This window comes from Jeotgalibacillus aurantiacus, assembly GCF_020595125.1.
GTDB classification, from domain to species: Bacteria; Bacillota; Bacilli; order Bacillales; family Jeotgalibacillaceae; genus Jeotgalibacillus; species Jeotgalibacillus aurantiacus.
The window spans coordinates 65392-83286 of record NZ_JACNMS010000006.1; the positions used below are offsets into that span (position 1 = coordinate 65392).

At 43.6% G+C, this 17895-nt stretch carries 22 protein-coding genes; 18 read left to right on the forward strand and 4 right to left on the reverse strand.

Annotation, left to right across the window (positions count from 1 at the left end):
• Positions 1-77: 77 nt before the first annotated feature.
• The 10 genes from H7968_RS15745 to H7968_RS15790 all read left to right on the forward strand — a co-directional run bounded on the left by H7968_RS15745 (position 78) and on the right by H7968_RS15790 (position 5719).
• Positions 78-383 carry an ArsR/SmtB family transcription factor gene (locus tag H7968_RS15745; protein WP_406566423.1) on the forward strand — a complete coding sequence of 102 codons (306 nt, stop codon included), beginning with the start codon at positions 78-80 and terminating at the stop codon, positions 381-383.
• On the forward strand, positions 383-871 hold the full coding sequence (locus tag H7968_RS15750) for an SRPBCC family protein (RefSeq protein ID WP_227397037.1): 489 nt from the start codon (positions 383-385) through the stop codon (positions 869-871). Before H7968_RS15745 ends, H7968_RS15750 begins: the two co-directional genes overlap by 1 nt.
• Before the next feature lie 170 nt (positions 872-1041).
• Positions 1042-1272 (forward strand): helix-turn-helix transcriptional regulator, encoded by a 231-nt coding sequence (locus H7968_RS15755; RefSeq protein WP_227397038.1) that lies wholly within the window; start codon positions 1042-1044, stop codon positions 1270-1272.
• Positions 1269-1583, forward strand: coding sequence for a hypothetical protein (locus H7968_RS15760; protein ID WP_227397039.1), 315 nt, complete (start codon positions 1269-1271; stop codon positions 1581-1583). Before H7968_RS15755 ends, H7968_RS15760 begins: the two co-directional genes overlap by 4 nt.
• A gap of 134 nt (positions 1584-1717) precedes the next feature.
• Positions 1718-2146, forward strand: a complete 429-nt coding sequence (locus H7968_RS15765) for a hypothetical protein (protein WP_227397040.1) — start codon at positions 1718-1720, stop codon at positions 2144-2146.
• A gap of 164 nt (positions 2147-2310) precedes the next feature.
• The gene (locus H7968_RS15770) at positions 2311-2724 is read left to right on the forward strand and encodes an NUDIX hydrolase (RefSeq protein ID WP_227397041.1); all 414 of its coding nucleotides are present in this window, start codon (positions 2311-2313) and stop codon (positions 2722-2724) included.
• Positions 2725-2850: 126 nt separating this feature from the next.
• A complete protein-coding gene (locus H7968_RS15775) occupies positions 2851-3939 on the forward strand; it encodes a flavin monoamine oxidase family protein (protein WP_227397042.1) in 1089 nt (362 codons plus the stop codon).
• A 66-nt stretch (positions 3940-4005) separates the two neighbouring features.
• Complete coding sequence (locus H7968_RS15780; protein WP_227397043.1) at positions 4006-4167, forward strand: hypothetical protein; 162 nt, start codon at positions 4006-4008, stop codon at positions 4165-4167.
• Positions 4168-4171: 4 nt separating this feature from the next.
• Complete coding sequence (locus tag H7968_RS15785) at positions 4172-4750, forward strand: zeta toxin family protein (RefSeq protein WP_227397044.1); 579 nt, start codon at positions 4172-4174, stop codon at positions 4748-4750.
• A 132-nt stretch (positions 4751-4882) separates the two neighbouring features.
• Entirely contained in the window at positions 4883-5719 is an 837-nt protein-coding gene (locus H7968_RS15790; protein ID WP_227397045.1) for a formate/nitrite transporter family protein, read from the forward strand.
• A gap of 24 nt (positions 5720-5743) precedes the next feature.
• Here the strand turns inward: H7968_RS15790 and H7968_RS15795 are convergent, their stop codons facing one another.
• On the reverse strand, positions 5744-6160 hold the full coding sequence (locus H7968_RS15795) for a hypothetical protein (protein WP_227397046.1): 417 nt from the start codon (positions 6158-6160) through the stop codon (positions 5744-5746).
• Between the two features lie 185 nt (positions 6161-6345).
• Between H7968_RS15795 and H7968_RS15800 the strand changes: the two genes are divergently transcribed.
• Complete coding sequence (locus H7968_RS15800; protein ID WP_227397047.1) at positions 6346-7965, forward strand: FAD-dependent monooxygenase; 1620 nt, start codon at positions 6346-6348, stop codon at positions 7963-7965.
• Between the two features lie 33 nt (positions 7966-7998).
• Here the strand turns inward: H7968_RS15800 and H7968_RS15805 are convergent, their stop codons facing one another.
• Positions 7999-8325 (reverse strand): DUF3784 domain-containing protein, encoded by a 327-nt coding sequence (locus tag H7968_RS15805; RefSeq protein WP_227397048.1) that lies wholly within the window; start codon positions 8323-8325, stop codon positions 7999-8001.
• Between the two features lie 162 nt (positions 8326-8487).
• Between H7968_RS15805 and H7968_RS15810 the strand changes: the two genes are divergently transcribed.
• From H7968_RS15810 to H7968_RS15830, 5 genes are all read left to right on the forward strand, one after another.
• Positions 8488-9426: an NAD(P)-dependent alcohol dehydrogenase gene (locus H7968_RS15810; protein ID WP_227397049.1), complete on the forward strand. Its 939-nt coding sequence runs from the start codon at positions 8488-8490 to the stop codon at positions 9424-9426.
• A 105-nt stretch (positions 9427-9531) separates the two neighbouring features.
• Positions 9532-9726, forward strand: a complete 195-nt coding sequence (locus tag H7968_RS15815; RefSeq protein ID WP_227397050.1) for a hypothetical protein — start codon at positions 9532-9534, stop codon at positions 9724-9726.
• Positions 9727-9767: 41 nt separating this feature from the next.
• Positions 9768-9911, forward strand: a complete 144-nt coding sequence (locus H7968_RS15820; protein ID WP_227397051.1) for a hypothetical protein — start codon at positions 9768-9770, stop codon at positions 9909-9911.
• A gap of 180 nt (positions 9912-10091) precedes the next feature.
• Complete coding sequence (locus tag H7968_RS15825; protein WP_227397052.1) at positions 10092-10832, forward strand: hypothetical protein; 741 nt, start codon at positions 10092-10094, stop codon at positions 10830-10832.
• A complete protein-coding gene (locus tag H7968_RS15830) occupies positions 10829-11539 on the forward strand; it encodes a hypothetical protein (RefSeq protein WP_227397053.1) in 711 nt (236 codons plus the stop codon). Before H7968_RS15825 ends, H7968_RS15830 begins: the two co-directional genes overlap by 4 nt.
• Before the next feature lie 68 nt (positions 11540-11607).
• Here the strand turns inward: H7968_RS15830 and H7968_RS15835 are convergent, their stop codons facing one another.
• Together H7968_RS15835 and H7968_RS15840 are read right to left on the reverse strand one after the other, a co-directional pair.
• Positions 11608-12906, reverse strand: a complete 1299-nt coding sequence (locus H7968_RS15835; RefSeq protein ID WP_227397054.1) for a M48 family metallopeptidase — start codon at positions 12904-12906, stop codon at positions 11608-11610.
• 86 nt (positions 12907-12992) lie between these two features.
• Positions 12993-13559, reverse strand: a complete 567-nt coding sequence (locus H7968_RS15840; protein WP_134376312.1) for a TetR/AcrR family transcriptional regulator — start codon at positions 13557-13559, stop codon at positions 12993-12995.
• Between the two features lie 275 nt (positions 13560-13834).
• Here H7968_RS15840 and H7968_RS15845 point away from each other — a divergent pair, with 275 nt between their 5' ends.
• Both H7968_RS15845 and H7968_RS15850 read left to right on the forward strand, forming a co-directional pair.
• Entirely contained in the window at positions 13835-15775 is a 1941-nt protein-coding gene (locus H7968_RS15845; RefSeq protein WP_227397055.1) for an efflux RND transporter permease subunit, read from the forward strand.
• Positions 15776-15777: 2 nt separating this feature from the next.
• Positions 15778-17595 (forward strand): YhgE/Pip domain-containing protein, encoded by a 1818-nt coding sequence (locus H7968_RS15850; protein WP_227397056.1) that lies wholly within the window; start codon positions 15778-15780, stop codon positions 17593-17595.
• Positions 17596-17895 lie beyond the last annotated feature (300 nt).

Consider the following 17895-nt stretch of genomic DNA (forward strand, 5'->3'; position numbering starts at 1 on the left):
ATATTCTTATTGACGAATATTCTAATAGAGTTATATTTAACATTAAGAAGGTGATGTTGATGTCGGATGCGAAGTATATGAGGGTGTTCCATGCAGTTGCGGATGAGAAGCGTTTTGAGATGTTGAAGCTTTTGCAGGGAGGGGCCAGGACGGTTGGTGAGATTGCTGATTCTCTTGGCTACCTTCAGCCTCAGACCTCCAAGCATTTGAAGGTTTTGCATCAGGCGGGACTGGTTCGCGTTCAGGCCGTTGCGAACAAACGGATTTACCATTTAGAGAAGGATGGATTTATCGTTTTGCAGAATTGGCTGTCGTCGTACATTCAACGGTGGGAGGACCAGCTTGACCGGCTGGATGCATACTTAAAAGAGGAGGAAGAATGATGAACGTTCAAACAGAGGGGACTAAATTAATTATCGAAAAAACATTTTCCGTTTCACAGGAAAGACTGTTTCAGGCTTTTTCAAACTCAGATCAGCTGGAGGCGTGGTGGGGTCCAAAGGGTTGGAAAACAGTGAATAAACGGTTTGAATTTGAAGAGGGTGGCTTCTGGCACTACTGCATGACGTGCGAAGATAAGAACCAGGGGGATTTTTACGGCATGGAGTCATGGGGATTGGCAAAATTCAAGGAGATCCAGGCACCTGAACGTTTCTTATATGAAGATATGTTTTCTGATGAAGCAGGCAATGTGAATCCGGATATGCCGGGGATGGATATCGAAGTGGCGTTTGTACCGGTTGAAGGTGGCACAAAACTTGTAACCACAACATTCTTTGATTCCGTTGAATCCCTTGAGAAGTTGAGCGAAATGGGAATGGTTGAAGGATTCAGTTCGCAGATGGATCGGTTGGAGGAGTATTTGAAATAGCAGGAAAATTAATCAATAGATAAACAAAAACAGCTCGGGTCATAAGAGCTGTTTTTTTATTGAATATAAAGAGTTTTGATCGTAAAGTAGTAAAGTATTTATAACTTTATGTAAAAAATACTTTACTTTTGGTTTGGAATATTTTACTTTTATAGTAAGAGGTGAAAAAAATGGTGAAACACCAAGGGCAATTAAGTAATCAACTGTATGTTCTCAGGGCTCAAAAAAGACTGTCGCAGAAAGATGTGGCAACGATTGTGGGTGTTAGCCGCCAGACAATCATTTCAATCGAAGCGAATAAGTATAACCCGTCTTTGATTTTAGCGTTTAAGCTGGCGAATTTATTTGAAGTAGACATTCAGGACATATTCAGTTATTCAGAATTGGAGGAAGAAAAATGAGTGAGGTTTCAACGATTTTTAGTCAGATTCAAGAACAATATTTAACCCTTCTTGTGTTTGCATCCATCATTCCAACGATGTATGCCATCGTGTTTTCAGGCAGGGAAAAAGATGAACGGGGACAGAAAATCACCAGCACGGCTTACCAATTTACATACTTTTTCTGCCTTGCAGGGATCTTAATTTTGTTTGTAGCAAACAGAACAGTGGACCTGACCTTCGAGGACTTCAGGACTGGTCTGATTACCATTCTTCTGCTGGCGAATTTCTTTTTAGGAGCGACCATCTTTAGATTGAATATGAAATATTAATATTTCAATAATCGGATTTGCTTTAGTCTGACACAAGTCCAAAAAGAATCGGTCAGATAGAGCGAGTCCAATCTGCAGATACAATAAAATCATCTTTTATTTATAAGAATTATTTTCAGGGGATGGGTTTTACAATGAAATTAAAGCTGCTTTCAGTATTATTCACCTGTGTATTATTAAGCGGGTGTACGATTGGAGATCCAGAGAGTTATACTGTTCTTTTATTTGAAGGGGAAAGTGAAAGCTGGGATGCCACGATTGAATTTGTTGATACAAGTGAAGGAGATCGTCCTGAAGACTACCTCCGATTAAATTATAAAGAAGAAACTCCTGAATCTGAGGTTGCGATGCAAATCAAAGATTCAGAAATCGCCGATGAATTTGTCTTAAAACATTCAGGTGATATGACCATCGAATTAAATCAAACTAAGCTTTCGAAACTGATTGACCAAAAGAAAAATAAGGATGACTATGTCACAAAACCCATTGAATTGGTGCTGGATTGGAACGGTAGAAGTGAAACCATACAACTGACCTTTTCGACTTCTGTGAAGAGGGATTAGATGAGTGAAAGAGAATTTTGAGTTATTTGCTGAACACCCGTGAGTTTGAGAAGGAAGTGATGAAAAAACGGATCAATTCCAATATTTTTTACATCTTCTGTAACTTATTTTTCTGAAAAACGTCTACTCCACAACAAAACTAATGATGAATAGAGGTTGAGAGGATGACGTACACACCACCAAAACATATTGTATCGGCAGCAACCATTGTGTTAAACGAGAGAAATGAATTACTTCTTATCAAAGGACCAAGAAGAGGATGGGAGATGCCAGGCGGTCAGGTTGAGGAAGGGGAGTCGCTTGAAGCGGCGGCGATCCGGGAGACATTTGAAGAGTCGGGAATCGAAGTGGAGATTACGAAGTTTTGCGGTGTGTTTCAGAATGTAACGCGCTCTGTTTGTAATACACTATTCTTAGCAAGACCGGTTGGTGGACAGCTGACAACGTCACCGGAAAGTCTGGAAACTGGGTTTTTTCCTGTTGAAAAGGCGCTGGAAATGGTGGATTATAAAAATTTCAGAAAGCGTATCGAATATTGTCTAGATGAAAGCAAACATCCATTTTATATTGATTTTTAAACGTACATATAGAGCCAAATAATCGAATTGGCACACGACATCCTATAAAATGAAACTATGTTTTGAATAAAAAACGAACAGGGGAACCGTCCCCCTGTTCTTTCTTTTAGGATAGGAGTGTCTGCATTGAAACATCCAGTCATGATTATAGGTGCCGGATTGAGCGGATTGCGCACGGCGTCTTTGCTTTTAAAGGAAGGGATCGACTGCGTGGTGCTTGAGGCGCGCGATCGCGTTGGGGGAAGGGTGCTTACGGAAGAAGTAGATGGTGACTCTTTTGATCTTGGGCCGACCTGGTTTTGGCCGAATCATGAATCGATGATCGCCGGGCTTGTAAATGAGCTTGGTTTAAAAACATTTGATCAGCATGCAAAAGGAGCAATGGTGTTTGAAACTTCTGTTCATGAACCGGTTCAGTATCATGAGCTTCCTGCCCACGCAATAGAGCGTTCCGTTTGTTTCGCTGGTGGTGTGAAGACGTTGATATACGCTGTTTCAGAAACGATTCCACCAGACATCATCGAACTTGGAACACGGGTATCGGAAATCTGTGGTGAAGGGGATGCTGTAAAAGTGAGGGCTCTATCCGCTGATGGTGCGGAAAAAGAGTACCGGGCAAGTGCCGTCATTATGGCGATCCCGCCACGTCTTGCTTTAAATCGGATTACCTTCACGCCAGATATCCCTGCCGACCTGAGGCATCAGTTAAACAGTCAGGCAACATGGATGGGCGGCCAGGCAAAGGTGATCGCTGTCTATGATCGTCCGTTCTGGCGTGAGCACGGGTTGTCGGGACACGGGGTGAGCTGGGCCGGCCCCATGCAGGAGATTCATGATGCTTCTCCGTATTCAGGTGAGAAAGGTGCAATCTTTGGCTTTTTTGGTCTGCCCGCACATCAGCGTTATGAGCTTGGGGAAGAGAGACTCCTCACCCTTGTAAAAGAACAGCTTGTGCGTTTATTTGGTGAACATGCAGTAGAGCCAAGTCATTTACTTTATCAGGACTGGTCACTCGAAAAATATTCCTCAACAGAAAAAGATGTCATTCCTCTGACTGAGTTTCCACCATATGGCCCGCTAAAAGCAGAGGGTGAATGGGAAAACAAGCTCTTCTTCGCAGGAACGGAAACATCATCAGAATTCGGTGGACATCTGGAAGGTGCGCTGAGATCGGCTGAGCGGGTGGTGGATGAGGTGAAGATTGTAACAAAATAAATGGAATTTTACGTAATGACCTTTTACAGATAAAATAAATATTATAAATATATGAGGAGGTTCACTATGGCGAAACTTGAGCGAGAGCTTTTAATAAAGTTGGCGAGTATGACTGGTGAAAGAGCAAAAATTGATGCAAAGACATTTGACTCTTATATCGTTTACAGGAATAGTAAAGGTAAGATTGTAAGAGAATATCCAGATGGAAAAATTGAGTTGAAGGAATAGTGTAATGGGATCAGTTGATTTTAACCCAACCATGATTGTATTTGCTGGGAATAATGGAAGTGGTAAAAGTACTTTTAGAAGCATAATAACTGAAAAACACGGAATTCTACTAAATATTGATCCAGATGCATTAGCAAGAAAATACACTGCTAATCCGGAACTAAAAGCAGGTAGAGACTCCATAAAATTAGTTCAAGAGCAAATAATTAGAAGTCAGGATTTTTCTATCGAAACGACTCTGTCCGGAAATCTTCCACTTAGGCAAATGGAACAAGCTAAAAAAGCTGGTTATGAAATAATCATGTACTATCTTGGAATTGAAAATATAGAAATTAATATTGATCGAATTGCATTGCGTGTAAGAAATGGAGGACATCATATACCTACGGAGGATGTACTAAGAAGGAAAGACAGATCTATAAAGAACCTTTTGAAATGCATTCATTTGGTAGATAGTATATACCTTGTAGATAATACAGATTTTAATGCTCAAATTATTGCTGAGATAGAAAATGGAGAATTAATTTATTTTAAAGAGAATTCACCCCAATGGATAATACCTATTTTAAGTGAACTAAAATAAACGTTCTTTCATGCCTGAATTAACTTACTACTCCGACAATAATAAACCCTATTGTACTGTGAGCGCTTACCATCCTACACTTATATGTGAATTGAATCACAAAAATTTACATGGATTTCAGGATGGTGAAGGATGGAAACCTCTACGATAGATAAGTTATTGGGCGCGGCGGCGATGAAACGCGATTTACTGAGAGAGCAGCCGAATCATTATATCGTGCGTGCGATGCTTGCGGGTATGTATGTAGGAATGGCGGTTGTGATGGCATTCCGCCTTGCACAGCCTTTTTATGAAGCTGGATCTCCGGCGACATATTTTATCAATGCGATTTTCTTTGGTGTCGCGTTCTGTCTCATTTTATATGGGAAAACAGAGCTGTTTACATCTAATACAATGTACATGGTCGTTGGTGCGATGAAGAAAACGACAAACTGGATGGATACGCTGCGCGTTTGGGGTGCATGTTATCTTGGAAATCTGGTTGGCATTTTATTTTTCACTGGTCTTATTATCATGACCGGTTTGTTTGCCACAATGGATCCGTCTGAATCGTATCTGATTACAGCCGCTGAAAAGAAGATGAATCTTCCTTATTCCGAAATGTTTTTCAGAGCTATTTTAGCAAACTGGCTTGTGTGTCTGGCTGTCTGGATTCCGCTTCAGGTAAAGGATGATATCGCAAAAATTGCACTGATGATTCTGTTTGTATTTACGTTTTTCATTTCAGGCTATGAGCATAGCATTGCCAACATGGCACTGTTTTCTATTGCATTAACGGCTCCGCATACAGCGCTTGTCACGATGCAGGCTGCGATTGAAAATGTGGTGATCGTGACGCTTGGGAATATTGTCGGTGGTGCCTTTTTCGTTGGAGTGCTTTACACGTATCTGAACTCTGCTAAAAAAGAAGCAGCTGTTCAGTCTAAAGTGAAAGCATCTTCAGGCGAGCGTACAGCGCTGGAGAAATAAGAGTGGGGATGCCTCACTCTTTTTTTATATGGGGAAAAGTGATTTTGTTTGCCGCGGATGCAGGCTGATTGATGTCAGATCGTATGGCGTCGCGTCAAAAAGTAGCGTTACAATTATTTTGTGGAACAGTACAATTTTGAATTGAAACAGTACATTTAGTTTGCGGAACACGACAAATAGAGTGCTTGGAAGGGTCTGCGATACAATTAATTTTTGAAACGATGAATATATAAAGGGAAACAGTACATAAAAAATCTGGAACAGTACATAAACTTCCGCAAACGATACAAATCCAAGCAGTCGCACCCGCTCCCCCGCAAACGATACAAATCCAAGCAGTCGCACCCGCTCCCCCGCAAACGATACAAATCCAGGCAGTCGTATCTGCTCCTCGCAAACGGTACAAATCCCAGCCAGCAATCCGCCACTACAATCCCGCATCAAATTCATCCAAAATCCAAAAAAACCTCATCCAGCCTGATTGTTCTCCTCAAATACGGGTATCGTACCTTAAACCCATCAATATCCACAATGAATTTCAGCACTGTTCCTAGCCATACCCCGCAATTGTTTATATAATTTATTACAACAGGCTCAATATCCATATCACGGAAAGGAGCACCCTCATGACTTCTATTATTGAAACAGATGTCCTTATCATTGGTGCCGGCCCCGCTGGTCTGATGGCGGCCAATGAACTGCAAAAACGAAATGTTGATTTTGTATGTCTTGAAAAAAGACCGGGTCCGACAAAGCTGTCAAAGGCGCTTGGGATTCAGGCAAGAACGTTAGAACTGCTTGAGTTTCTCGGAATTCATAAACAGTTTCTTAAAGAGGGGTATCCTGGCCCGGGGGCGAAGCTTCATTTAGCTGGAGAGAAGCCATCTTACGTTGAGTTATTTCATATCAAAAGCCGTTACCCATATTTATTTATTCTTCCTCAAAACGAGATCGAAGCGCTTTTCATAGAGCATCTGGAGAAATCAGGCGGTTCGATTCAGATGGAGCATGAAGTTGTTGACATGAGCCAGAGCCGTGACGGCATTCTGGTTACGGTCAGCCATAATGGAAGGCAGAAGCAATATGCTGCAAAGTATGCACTCGCCTGTGACGGCGCACACAGCAGGGTTCGCGACCTTCTCGGCATTGACTTTGTCGGAGAGGATGAAGGTTACACCTTTTTCACCGCGGACGTTGAGATCCCCGGCTTAAATGAAATATACATTAACATGCACCTGAATGACCGTGGAGCAGTCGCGGTTTTTCCTTATAAAGACGGAAGCTATCGCGTTGTGGGAATGGACCGTGCGAAACAGGGTCCCCCTTATAAAAAAGAGCTGAAGCTTGAGGAGCTGCAGGAAAGTCTGGACCGGATTCTTGAAGTTCCTTACCGCGTGGAAAAGCCGAGATATTTGTCCTCATTCGGTACTGCTCATCGGCAGGTCCGGCGTTACCGGATTGGCAATGTGTTTTTCCTTGGTGACGCGGCCCATATTAATAATCCGCTTGGTGGTCAGGGGATGAATCTTGGTCTTGAGGATGCCTCTAACCTTTGCTGGAAGATCGATACGGTTTTGAGAGGTTTGACAGATGAGTCATTTTTGGACAGTTATAACGACGAACGCTATCCGATTGCACAGGGCGTCATCCGGGATACGACACGTGAGCTGAAAGCCATTGATTTAAAGGGTCCGGTTGGTTTGGTACGCAACTGGTCAGGAAAAGCAGCGCTTAGTCAAAGCTGGGTGCAGCCGCGAATTGCGAATTACCTGTCTCACATTCATCATGAATACCATAAAGTGAAACGCAATAAACTGATGAAAAACACAGGGTTATCCAGAAAAGCCGTTCAGCCGGGGCAGCGCGTTCCTGATCAGAAGCTGTTTTTTGAAGGGAAGTCATCTGCGAGGCTGTATCAGTTTATTCACAAACATGGATTTGTCTGCCTGATCTATATTGACTGCTATGATGAAAAGCTCATTCATTACGCACATTCACTGTCGAAATTGTTCAGTGAATTTTATCCGGGCCTGATCAAAGTATTTCTCGTTGCCAGAGGAGGAACCGTTCAGATAGAGGAAGACCGGTTACCGATCATTTATGATGTGCACCGGAATATTGAACGTAACCTTGGCATGGATAAAGGCAATGCATTACTGATCCGTCCGGATGGTCATGTTGCGTTTCACGATCATTCTCAGGATGCACAAAAATCACTCGAGATGCTGGAAACATTTTTAAAATAAAAAAACAGGTGATCCGCTCACCTGTTTTTTTATTCAGGAAAGATTCTTCTTAAATCGATCACCGGTATTTGAGTAAACCAGGGTGAAGATGATGGTACTGAAAAGCAGCGCCAGGCCAATGATAAGAAGAGTTTGTTGTTCGATCAGCTCACTCAAACCCATCAGGAAAACGCTGAAGCTTATTACGTACAGAACCCTCCCCATAAATTTGCAGATAGCGGTTTCGTCATACTGTGCTTTTTCGCTTTTAGGCATGGTGTTATACCCTGCAATTAAAAATGCGCCTTTGCCTTTTGATAATACGATTGCCATCGTTAAAAGTGGAATCATTACGATAAAATTAACAATTGCCCCTGCCATTATCTATGCCTCCTGCCTCCATGTTCTCTTATCTTTTTTACGTATGTTCGAAATAGATGGTTTCGAATCATCTCGAAAAAACTGTCGAATTTTTGCAGGATTATGCCCGCGGTGCGTCGTATTACCTATTTAACAAAATAAAGCTTTGCGAGGAGGTACACGATGAAAGCAGTGATTTGTACCGCATATGGCCCGCCGGATGTGTTGAAACTTCAGGAGATTGAAAAGCCTGTACCGAAGGAGTTTGACCTTTTAATCAAAGTTCATGCATCAGCTGTTCAGTCAGGAGATCGTCGCGTTCGTGCGCTTGATGTACCGGCAGCCGGAAAGTTTCCGATGAGGATTGCGCTCGGGTTTAAAGCGCCAAGGAAACCTGTCTTGGGCGTTGTAGTAGCAGGTGAAGTCGTGGAAACGGGCAGTCGCGTACAGCATTTTAAGGTTGGGGATCGTGTATACGGGCTGACTGGAATGCGATTTGGCGGATATGCGGAATATGCGTGTATTAAGGAGCATAAATGTGTGCAGCTCATGCCTCTGAACGCAAGCTTTACTGAAGCGGCCAGTCTGCCATTTGGCGGAACAACGGCTCTGCATTTTTTACGAAGGGTGAAAATTGAACAGGCGAATACGGTGTTGATTTACGGGGCTTCCGGAGCGGTTGGCTCTATGGCAGTTCAGATCGCTAAATATTATGGTGCCCACGTGACGGGTGTTTGCAGTGGACGTAATGTAGAGCTCGTAAAAAGCCTTGGTGCAGATGCAGTCATTGATTATACAAAAGAGGGGTATGACAGCGAACTGACGACCTATGATGCTGTGTTTGATGCCTCAGGGAAGATCAATAAGCAGTCAGCCCGACAACACCTTAATGAGCAGGGGTTATTCAGCACGGTAGCCGGACAGGGTGTAGCAACAGAGTTTAAAGAAGACCTGACCCTGCTGAATCAGATGTTTGAAGCGGGTAACCTGAGAGCGGTCATCGATTCAATTTACCCAATGGAGGAAATTGTTGCAGCCCACCGCTATGTCGATGCCGATCAGAAGGCAGGGAATGTCATCGTTTCGGTTGTACATGAGGAAGAACAGAAAATACCGGTTTAATCAACCTGGCTGACTCCAAAAAATGGGGTCAGCTTTTGGTTTGAGGCTGTACCATTAAATCCCTGTATTTGGTATAATAGATCATAATAAAAGGAGGATGACCATATGAGTACAAGTAAAGCTAAAAAGAAACGGCTTCATGCCAGACGTAATGGAGCATTTGATGTGGAAATGAAACGTGGTACTGCCGGAATCAGCACGCACGTCAGAAAAACGAAAACGAGAAAAGAGAAGCTTGATCAGCTTCAAAAGAAACACAAAAACTCAACATCAGGGTGGAGGGTTGAAAAAGTTGCCTGATGGAATAAGGAATAAGATGTAATTTTGAGAGGAGGTCTCTGATGAAAATCTGGTTGAAGGCGTTGGTGATGCTCCTGATTGTATCCGCTGTCTGTGTTGTCGGTTATTTCCGGTTTGTTTATACGGAGCCGGCTTATACAGAAGAATTGAGCATCCAAATGATAGACATGAATGATTCCAAATAAAAACGGGCTCCGATTAAGACTGAAATAGCTGAAGATTTTGCACAAGATGATAAAAATCCAATTGAATGTGATAGAGACCATGCTGAAACGATCTGAGAGGGTCGTTTTTATTTTTTCAGGTTTTAATTGGGATTTTAACGTGATATTGTAAATATAATTACATTGTTGGAGGAGTATGAAGTGAATTTTACATTGGATATGGATTTCAGTCTCATTTCATTCATTTTGACGAGTTTTACATGGGTGATAATCGGTTTTGTTATTCGCAAAATATACGTTAATCAGGTCGAGGAAGAGAGACCAAAAATTCTTAAACTGATCATTATATTCTGGGTTGGGTTATTTTCATTTTCGTTCAATTTTCATGTTTGGGATGAGCTGGTCAAGGTCTCAATTCTGCCGCTGGGTGTATGGATTGCTTACGCTGTTTTGAATAATCGCAACCGCTGGGAGAATTATCGCAAATATGCCTGGGCTGGATTTTTTAGCAATTTTTTATTTCTTGGAGTGTCCGTCATCACGATTCTGTTGTCCAGTCTGCTATATCCTGAGGATCAGCTGAAGACCTATTTATCAGATGTATCTGCCGCAGAGCTGATTGTGTCGCATCCAACGGGCGAGGCAGCAACACTTGATCAGGATAAGCTTGAGAGATCTATATCAAACTTTGATCTGGTTTCATCTAATGTGATGGAATGGTACGAAACATCGGGTGACTGGAATACGAATGAACAAACTGAGCAGGAAGAAAATGAGCGTTTCCCTTATCTACTTGTTAAGACGAAAGGTAAACAAAATGAGCATTACCTGATACATATCGAAACAGATGGGAAAGGAATTCTTGTGACAACAAAAGAGCAGCAGTTTTACTTCCACTCTGATGAAGCTGATTTTCTGATGAAGGGAGAGGCTGAATCGTGAGAAAACCGTATCTTTTTGCAGGGATCTTTTCCGTCGTGCTGGCGATTTCAGCGTATTTTGTTTATGAACAGATGGTTCCAGATGATTTTCTGACAGAAGAGGAGTTGCTTAAGAATTTCTCATTAGTAGAGCAGGATCGCACCATTCAGAATGTAATGAAGGTGGATGATCGAACTTATTTCGTTCCTTATACAACCGGAAACCAGTCTTATGGGACCAGCATTTGGGTTTGGACGAATGGGGACTGGCAAAACGTTGGAGATGGAACTACTGAGGGACTCAGTTTATTAAAAACTGACTCAGGCGAGGAGTATGTTTATTGGAATGTGCGTCCTGAAAACGGCGTGAATCATTGGAGTTTATCAATGAAATTTGATCGGAATTATTTGTTCTATTCTCTAGATGGCATGGAACAGCAGGAAATTTATTATCCGGAAACTGAAATCGTTGAACTTATAGAGGTTGGAGATACGAGTTACGGCATAACCATGCTGTCTGACAAATGGAGAACTTTTGCAGATATTTCAAGTGAGCTTGGAGCGGATGCAGGAATCCTTCCCTCAACTCATTCTTTTCTTTATGAATGGCAGGCATTTGATCAGGATGGAAATATAACAAGTGTAATAGAAGCAAGTGGTGGAAGCTATATGAGTGGTAGTTATGTTACGACATTACCTCAGGCGTTTGAAGATGAACTTGAGGAGTAACTGAATAGGGATGAACTTTTTTTCAAAATTAAAAGCACCGGGCCCCCACCCGGTGCTTTCTCAATCCATTATTGCATCATCCACATCTCAAACTCTTCCACACTGTCCAATCCAAGATAATTAATTGGGGTGTCACCGTATGGGTCGGCCATTTCAGGGTCTGCGCCATATTCATATAAGAGTGCAGCCATTTCTTTATCATCATAGAAAACAGCCTGCATCAGTGGTGTTGTGCTGATGTCGATTGTGTTAGGATCTGCGCCTTCATTCAGCAGCATTTCCATCATTTTGAGATCGGAATTATACGCAGTATATAATAACGGCGTAGTACCTTCAGAATCTCCTTCTTCTAAGCTCGCGCCTTCATTAATCAAAGTTGAAACAGCCTCACTATCACCTGAATTGACGGCATCGATTAACGGTGTTGTTGCATAATCAAAATTACTGTCTTCAAAAAGTGCGTCCTCAGATGCTGCGAGTTCATCCGGGATCAAGGACCCGAACACCACACCAGCAAGCGTGATACTAACCAGAACGGCAATATAGGCGCCTGTTGCTCCACCAACTAACAATCCGGCACCCAGCGCAATACGTCCCGGCTTTTGTGTATAGGCATACATTGAATTAGGATTCATAAAACGCTCAACTGAATAAATGCGTTTCGGTAAATTCGGATGAGTGGATAAGATCTCACTGATCCAGACCGCTCCGTGGGATTCTGATTCGATCTGTTCAAGGTAAGCATCCTCATTCACTTCACGATACATCACTTTTCCCACGCCAAGCAGTGTCAATGCACGTTTCGCTGCGTCCGCATTCTGTGTGTAGTAAGCAGCTTCGCGGTCACATGTGTACTCACATGAACGGCTGTAGGCCTGTGCGAGAAACGGGATGAACTGGGCAGGCATGGTCAGGATGTTTTTCCATATGTGGTTTCTTTTAATATGAGAAAGCTCGTGTGCAATAATGAAATCAAGCTCCTCTGAACCATTCTGTCTGGCAAGTTCAAACACTTCTGAATACACCACAATCATGTTGCGACCGAAGAATCGCGTCGCAAAAGCATTGAGCGCACCTTCACTTTGAACGACAAAGAAATCAGGTGTGTTCTTCAGCCCCATCACCTTTGATAACGCAACAGCCCGTTCATAGACGTCCGGGAACTGACGCTCGCTGACCCGGACGCCGTTTCCACGGATCGATCCAAGCATGAGTGCGTTCATAAATAAAACAACCATTAAAACCGCAAGTGCGATGCCGATTCCGACAATGGAGATGGCAGCTCCGATATACACCATGATGCTAAAGACAATGGCAATAACAAAATAAATGGTTTCTCTTTCTGACTTAATTCCACGTTGATTCATTTCTATATTCCTCCTGATATTGTCAACCATTTCTAAATACTAGCTGATTTACAGAAGTAAAACAATATGAATATAGTAAAATTTCATTACTCAAGATACGAAAATCCGTAGTTGACAAAGCTGTTAATCATTTTAGCGAGGTCTTCCGGAGACTGGTCCATGTCCTGTTCGATCCAGTCTTTAATGACATGAATGGCACCACTGATCACAAAAGTACTTAAATATCTTGATTCTTCAGCATTTACTACGTTTTCCTTCATCCAATTATTGATCATATATTGGCGGGTCAGCTCCATCAGCTTTTTTTCAAAAGTCGGTGAACCGTTGGATTGCAACAAAGTTTGCAGTACAAGCTTGTTCTCAATAATATAATTGAGGATTTTCTGTGTAATCTGAATGGCTTCCTCTTCCGCCTCATAACTGTAGGTTTGTAGGTACTGGTTCATATCCTCAATGATTTCTTCTTCGATTTTATTGAGCAGATCCAGATGATCCGCATAGTGCGTATAAAAGGTAGACCGGTTTATATCAGCCATTTCACAGATTTCCTTGACGGTAATAGAGGAGATTGGTTTTGTTGCCAGCAGTGAAATGAGGCTGTCTTTTAATACTTTCCGTGTATAACGTTTGCGGTGATCGAGCTTTTTTTTCATTAGAGAGATCCCTCCCGTTGTTAACAATTTGTGAAATTCCAACACTTTTTTAAAATGTGTTGGATAACTGACATGCGTTTGCAAACTGTTTGTTGAATATCCAACACGGTGTCCATACAATAGTAGAGTACAGAAATGGGACTTGCAAGAGAGGATGACGACTTATCGACTGGACTAGCCGGGTCATTAAACATAAAAGAAGTATTGTAATCGTATTTTTCATTTTAGCGCTCGTGAGTGTAGCCGCTCAGTTCGCTGTTTCGGTTAACTACAATATGGCTGACTACTTACCGGATGATGCACCGTCGATTGAAGCGGTGGAGCTGATGGAGCAGGAATTTGATGAGCCTGTTCCAAATGCCAGGGTTATGATTCAGGATGTGACGGTTACAGAAGCACTTCAGATGAAACAGAATCTTGAAGAAATAGAAGGGATCAGCGCCGTCACCTGGCTTGACGATGTGATGGATCTCACGGTGCCGCTTGAAATGGCCGATCAGGACATGCTTTCTTCTTATTATCAGGATGGAGCGGCTCTGATTTCGGTCACGATTGAAGAAGAGCAGGAAGTCGCAGTGACCAATGAAATCTATGATCTGATTGGAGAAGATGGGACGATCACGGGTGAAGCCGTGACAACGGCTGTTTCGCAGACGATGGCAGGTGATGAATCCATGTATGCCGCGCTGCTGCTCGTACCGATTATTATCATCATCTTAATTTTATCAACGAACTCATGGGTGGAACCGGTACTGTTCTTAACGGCCATTGGGGTTTCGATCCTGATTAATCTGGGGTCGAATATCTTTTTGGGAGAAGTGTCGTTTATCACGCAGTCAGTTGCGCCGATTTTGCAGCTGGCCGTGTCACTGGATTATGCGATCTTCCTGCTGCACAGCTTCTCAGATTACCGCAAGCAGGTATCCGACCCTACAGAGGCGATGAAGCTTGCGATGAAGCGATCCTTCCCGGCGATCATTGCCAGTGCCTCTACGACCTTTTTCGGGTTCATGGCACTGACCTTTATGGACTTTGGGATTGGCTCTGATTTAGGTATTAACCTTGTGAAAGGGATACTGCTAAGCTTTATCAGCGTCATCATCTTCCTGCCGGCGCTTACACTGATGTTTTATAAATGGATTGATAAAACGCAGCACCGTCAGTTTATTCCTGACTTTAAAAACGTCGGGTCAAAAGTGATGAAGCTGAGAATTCCGAGTCTGCTTATTGTCATGTTACTGATTGTGCCGGCCTTTTTGGCGCAGAGTAATACGACATTCATTTATGGAGCGGGTGAATTTCCAGAGGATACACGTGCCGGTCAGGACGTGGTGAAAACAGAGGAAGTGTTTGGGAAAGAAATGCCGATGGTGCTGCTTGTTCCGGAAGAGGACCGCGGGACAGAAGAAGCGCTTGTGCAGGAGCTTGAAGGGTTGCCGAATGTTGTAAGCGTGATGTCTTACGTAAATGTCGTGGGTGCTGCCGTTCCGCCTGAGTATCTAGATGAAGCTGTGACTGAACAGTTTTACTCCGGCAATTATGCGCGAATTACGATCTTTGCACAAACGGATGCTGAAGGAGAAGCTGCTTTTTCGCTGATCGAACAGGTGAAGGAGACAGCAGACCAGTATTATGATGACACACACCTGCTGGGTGAAAGTGTTTCGCTGTACGATATACGAGAGATTGTACAGGAAGACAATACTTTCGTTAACATCATGACCGTTGTGACGGTGGGGCTGGTTTTATTAATCACTTTCCGGTCCTTATCTATACCGGTCGTACTGCTGCTGGCGATTCAGGCGTCCGTCTGGATTAACCTCGCAATCCCGTATTTTACAGATGCGCCGCTTGTCTACATCGGCTATTTGCTGATCAGTACGATTCAACTGGCTGCAACGGTGGATTACGGCATTCTGTTTACTGAAAACTATTACAAGCTGAGACAGGAAATGAGCGCGATGCAGGCGATTAAAAAGACGATTGATGAAAAGCTGTTTGCGATTTTTATCTCAGCCTCCATTTTATCAAGTGTCGGTTTTATCCTGTGGCTGACATCAACGAATCCAGTTGTATCATCGATCGGTCTGTTACTCGGCCGCGGAGCGCTGCTGGCGTTTGTCATGGTCGTGTTCGTCCTGCCGGCGATGCTTGTTGTTTTTGATAAAATCATAGAAAAAACGTCATGGAAACCAAACTTTTATAAGGGGAAATGAACATGAAATTAAAGCGCACAACAGCCACCTTCACGGCATTTCTTCTGGCTATGCCAACGATTCTCGTATCTGCTGAATCAGAGGAGCCTGCAGAGGACTCTTCTGCTCAGGGACCGGGTGCTTTTGATAAAAAAGATGAAGTCATTTATGCGAATCTGGATTCATCAGGCGCGCAACAGGATCTTTACGTCGTCAATAACTTCACGGTTAGCGAGGAAGGCACCATCACGGATTACGGATCGTATTCGAGCGTGCAGAACTTAACAGACCTGACTGCTATCGAGCAGGAGGATGACCGGATAGAGTTCACAGCACAGGAGGATGAATTCTATTACCAGGGGAACCTTGATAATCAGGCTCTGCCATGGGAATTTGATATCACCTACGAACTGAACGGTGAAGAAATGACTGCTGAAGAGCTTGCCGGGGAAGAAGGCGAGCTTCAGATTCAGATTGATACCGCTAAAAATGAAGAGGGACAGGAAGTATTCTTTAACAATTACCTGCTTCAGATCACGATGACCTTTGACTCTGAGCGGTATAAAAACATTCAGGCACCGGATGGCACGATTGCCAATGCAGGTAAGGACAGACAGGTAACCTTTACTGTGCTACCTGAATCCGAGGAATCTTTTACCGTCAACGCAGACGTAACAGATCTTGAAATGGATTCCATTCAGATCGCAGCTGTACCATCCAATATGGCGATCGAAGCACCGGATACAGAAAACCTGAAGGAAGAAGTGATGCCGCTTGCGGATGCCACATCAGAGGTCAACCGCGGGGTCGGCGAGCTGAGAGATGGAGTAGCTGAGTTGAACGATGGTGTAGGCAGTCTTTACAACGGCTCAGCACAGTATCTCGACGGCATTAACCAGCTCCAGGCAAATTCAGGATCCCTCGTTGAAGGCTCTGATTCCATTAAAGGAGCACTGCAGCAGCTGAGTCAGGCAGTCGGAGCGGGATCCGGTAATATGAATCTCAGCCAGTTTACAGAACTGACAGGCGGCTTACGTCAGATTGCCGGCGGTCTTGGTGAAGTTCAGGGTGGTTTAACGGAACTCAGCGGCCAGTACAGCCAGGCATATGGCGCGCTGGATCAGGCAGTAGCAGCGATTCCGGAGGCTTTCGTATCAGAGGCTGACATACAGGCCCTTTATGAAAGTGGAGCGGATCCGGCAACGGTTGATCAGCTGGTACAGAGCTATCAGGCATCGCTGGCTGTAAAAGAAACATATAATGCAGTCAGCCAGGCATTTGATGCGATTTCACCGGCACTGGAAACGAGTGCAGGGGCACTCACTGATCTTCAAAGCACGCTGAACACAATGGCAGATCAGCTTGAAACAAGCCTTTCTGCAACCAGCATGGACGAATCCCTGCAACAGCTGCAGGAGGGGCTTCAGACACTGTCTGCGAATTATGATCAGTTTCATTCAGGACTGGTTTCATATACCGGCGGCGTTGGAGAGCTTGCGGGCTCATACGGTGAATTGCACAACGGCTTAGCCGGTGTAAATGAGGGAACAGGAGAGCTTGAAAACGGCGCTGTCCAGCTAAACGACGGCACAGCTGAACTCGCTGATGCCACAAGTGACCTGCCGGATCAGATTGAAGTCGAAATCAATGAACTGATCGGAGAGTTTGACAAATCCGATTTCGAGCCGGTTTCATTTGTATCCGAGCAGAATGAAAACGTGGAAACCGTTCAGTTTGTCATTAAGACAGCGGCGATTCAGAAGCCGGATGAAGAGCAGACAGAGGATGCGGTTCAGGAAGAGAAAAGCTTCTGGGATCGTTTAGTGGATTTGTTCAGGTGATGATTTGACCTTCTCACAGTATATGTGGGGAGGTTTTTTAGATTTGTGCAGGGGTCACCTCATGAAGGAGGATCACGCGGAAGCGGCTGTGTGGTTTGATTGTGGGGCTGCTCCGCGGGATTCCATCACTTGAGTGAGAGATTCAATCGTTTCAGAATTTTATTCCATCTTTCTGGGAATTATTTCAGTCTTTTGAGAAATTAATTCCCTCACTACCTCAAGCAGCCTCATTTTTTCCATCACAACACCCTGTTAATTCCTTCATTCCTGACCGTCATTCAATCGTTTCAAAATTTAATT

Bases quoted from the DNA above. Each gene is read 5' to 3' on its own strand.
- H7968_RS15815 (WP_227397050.1), top strand. From the start codon at position 9,532: ATGAGTACAAGTAAAGCTAAAAAGAAACGGCTTCATGCCAGACGTAAT.
- H7968_RS15845 (WP_227397055.1), top strand. From the start codon at position 13,835: ATGGCTGACTACTTACCGGATGATGCACCGTCGATTGAAGCGGTGGAG.
- H7968_RS15780 (WP_227397043.1), top strand. From the start codon at position 4,006: ATGGCGAAACTTGAGCGAGAGCTTTTAATAAAGTTGGCGAGTATGACT.
- H7968_RS15760 (WP_227397039.1), top strand. From the start codon at position 1,269: ATGAGTGAGGTTTCAACGATTTTTAGTCAGATTCAAGAACAATATTTA.
- H7968_RS15755 (WP_227397038.1), top strand. From the start codon at position 1,042: ATGGTGAAACACCAAGGGCAATTAAGTAATCAACTGTATGTTCTCAGG.
- H7968_RS15750 (WP_227397037.1), top strand. From the start codon at position 383: ATGAACGTTCAAACAGAGGGGACTAAATTAATTATCGAAAAAACATTT.
- H7968_RS15785 (WP_227397044.1), top strand. From the start codon at position 4,172: ATGGGATCAGTTGATTTTAACCCAACCATGATTGTATTTGCTGGGAAT.
- H7968_RS15840 (WP_134376312.1), bottom strand. From the start codon at position 13,559: ATGAAAAAAAAGCTCGATCACCGCAAACGTTATACACGGAAAGTATTA.
- H7968_RS15770 (WP_227397041.1), top strand. From the start codon at position 2,311: ATGACGTACACACCACCAAAACATATTGTATCGGCAGCAACCATTGTG.
- H7968_RS15745 (WP_406566423.1), top strand. From the start codon at position 78: ATGAGGGTGTTCCATGCAGTTGCGGATGAGAAGCGTTTTGAGATGTTG.
- H7968_RS15795 (WP_227397046.1), bottom strand. From the start codon at position 6,160: ATGCGGGATTGTAGTGGCGGATTGCTGGCTGGGATTTGTACCGTTTGC.
- H7968_RS15765 (WP_227397040.1), top strand. From the start codon at position 1,718: ATGAAATTAAAGCTGCTTTCAGTATTATTCACCTGTGTATTATTAAGC.
- H7968_RS15820 (WP_227397051.1), top strand. From the start codon at position 9,768: ATGAAAATCTGGTTGAAGGCGTTGGTGATGCTCCTGATTGTATCCGCT.
- H7968_RS15835 (WP_227397054.1), bottom strand. From the start codon at position 12,906: ATGAATCAACGTGGAATTAAGTCAGAAAGAGAAACCATTTATTTTGTT.
- H7968_RS15800 (WP_227397047.1), top strand. From the start codon at position 6,346: ATGACTTCTATTATTGAAACAGATGTCCTTATCATTGGTGCCGGCCCC.
- H7968_RS15810 (WP_227397049.1), top strand. From the start codon at position 8,488: ATGAAAGCAGTGATTTGTACCGCATATGGCCCGCCGGATGTGTTGAAA.
- H7968_RS15805 (WP_227397048.1), bottom strand. From the start codon at position 8,325: ATGGCAGGGGCAATTGTTAATTTTATCGTAATGATTCCACTTTTAACG.
- H7968_RS15850 (WP_227397056.1), top strand. From the start codon at position 15,778: ATGAAATTAAAGCGCACAACAGCCACCTTCACGGCATTTCTTCTGGCT.
- H7968_RS15790 (WP_227397045.1), top strand. From the start codon at position 4,883: ATGGAAACCTCTACGATAGATAAGTTATTGGGCGCGGCGGCGATGAAA.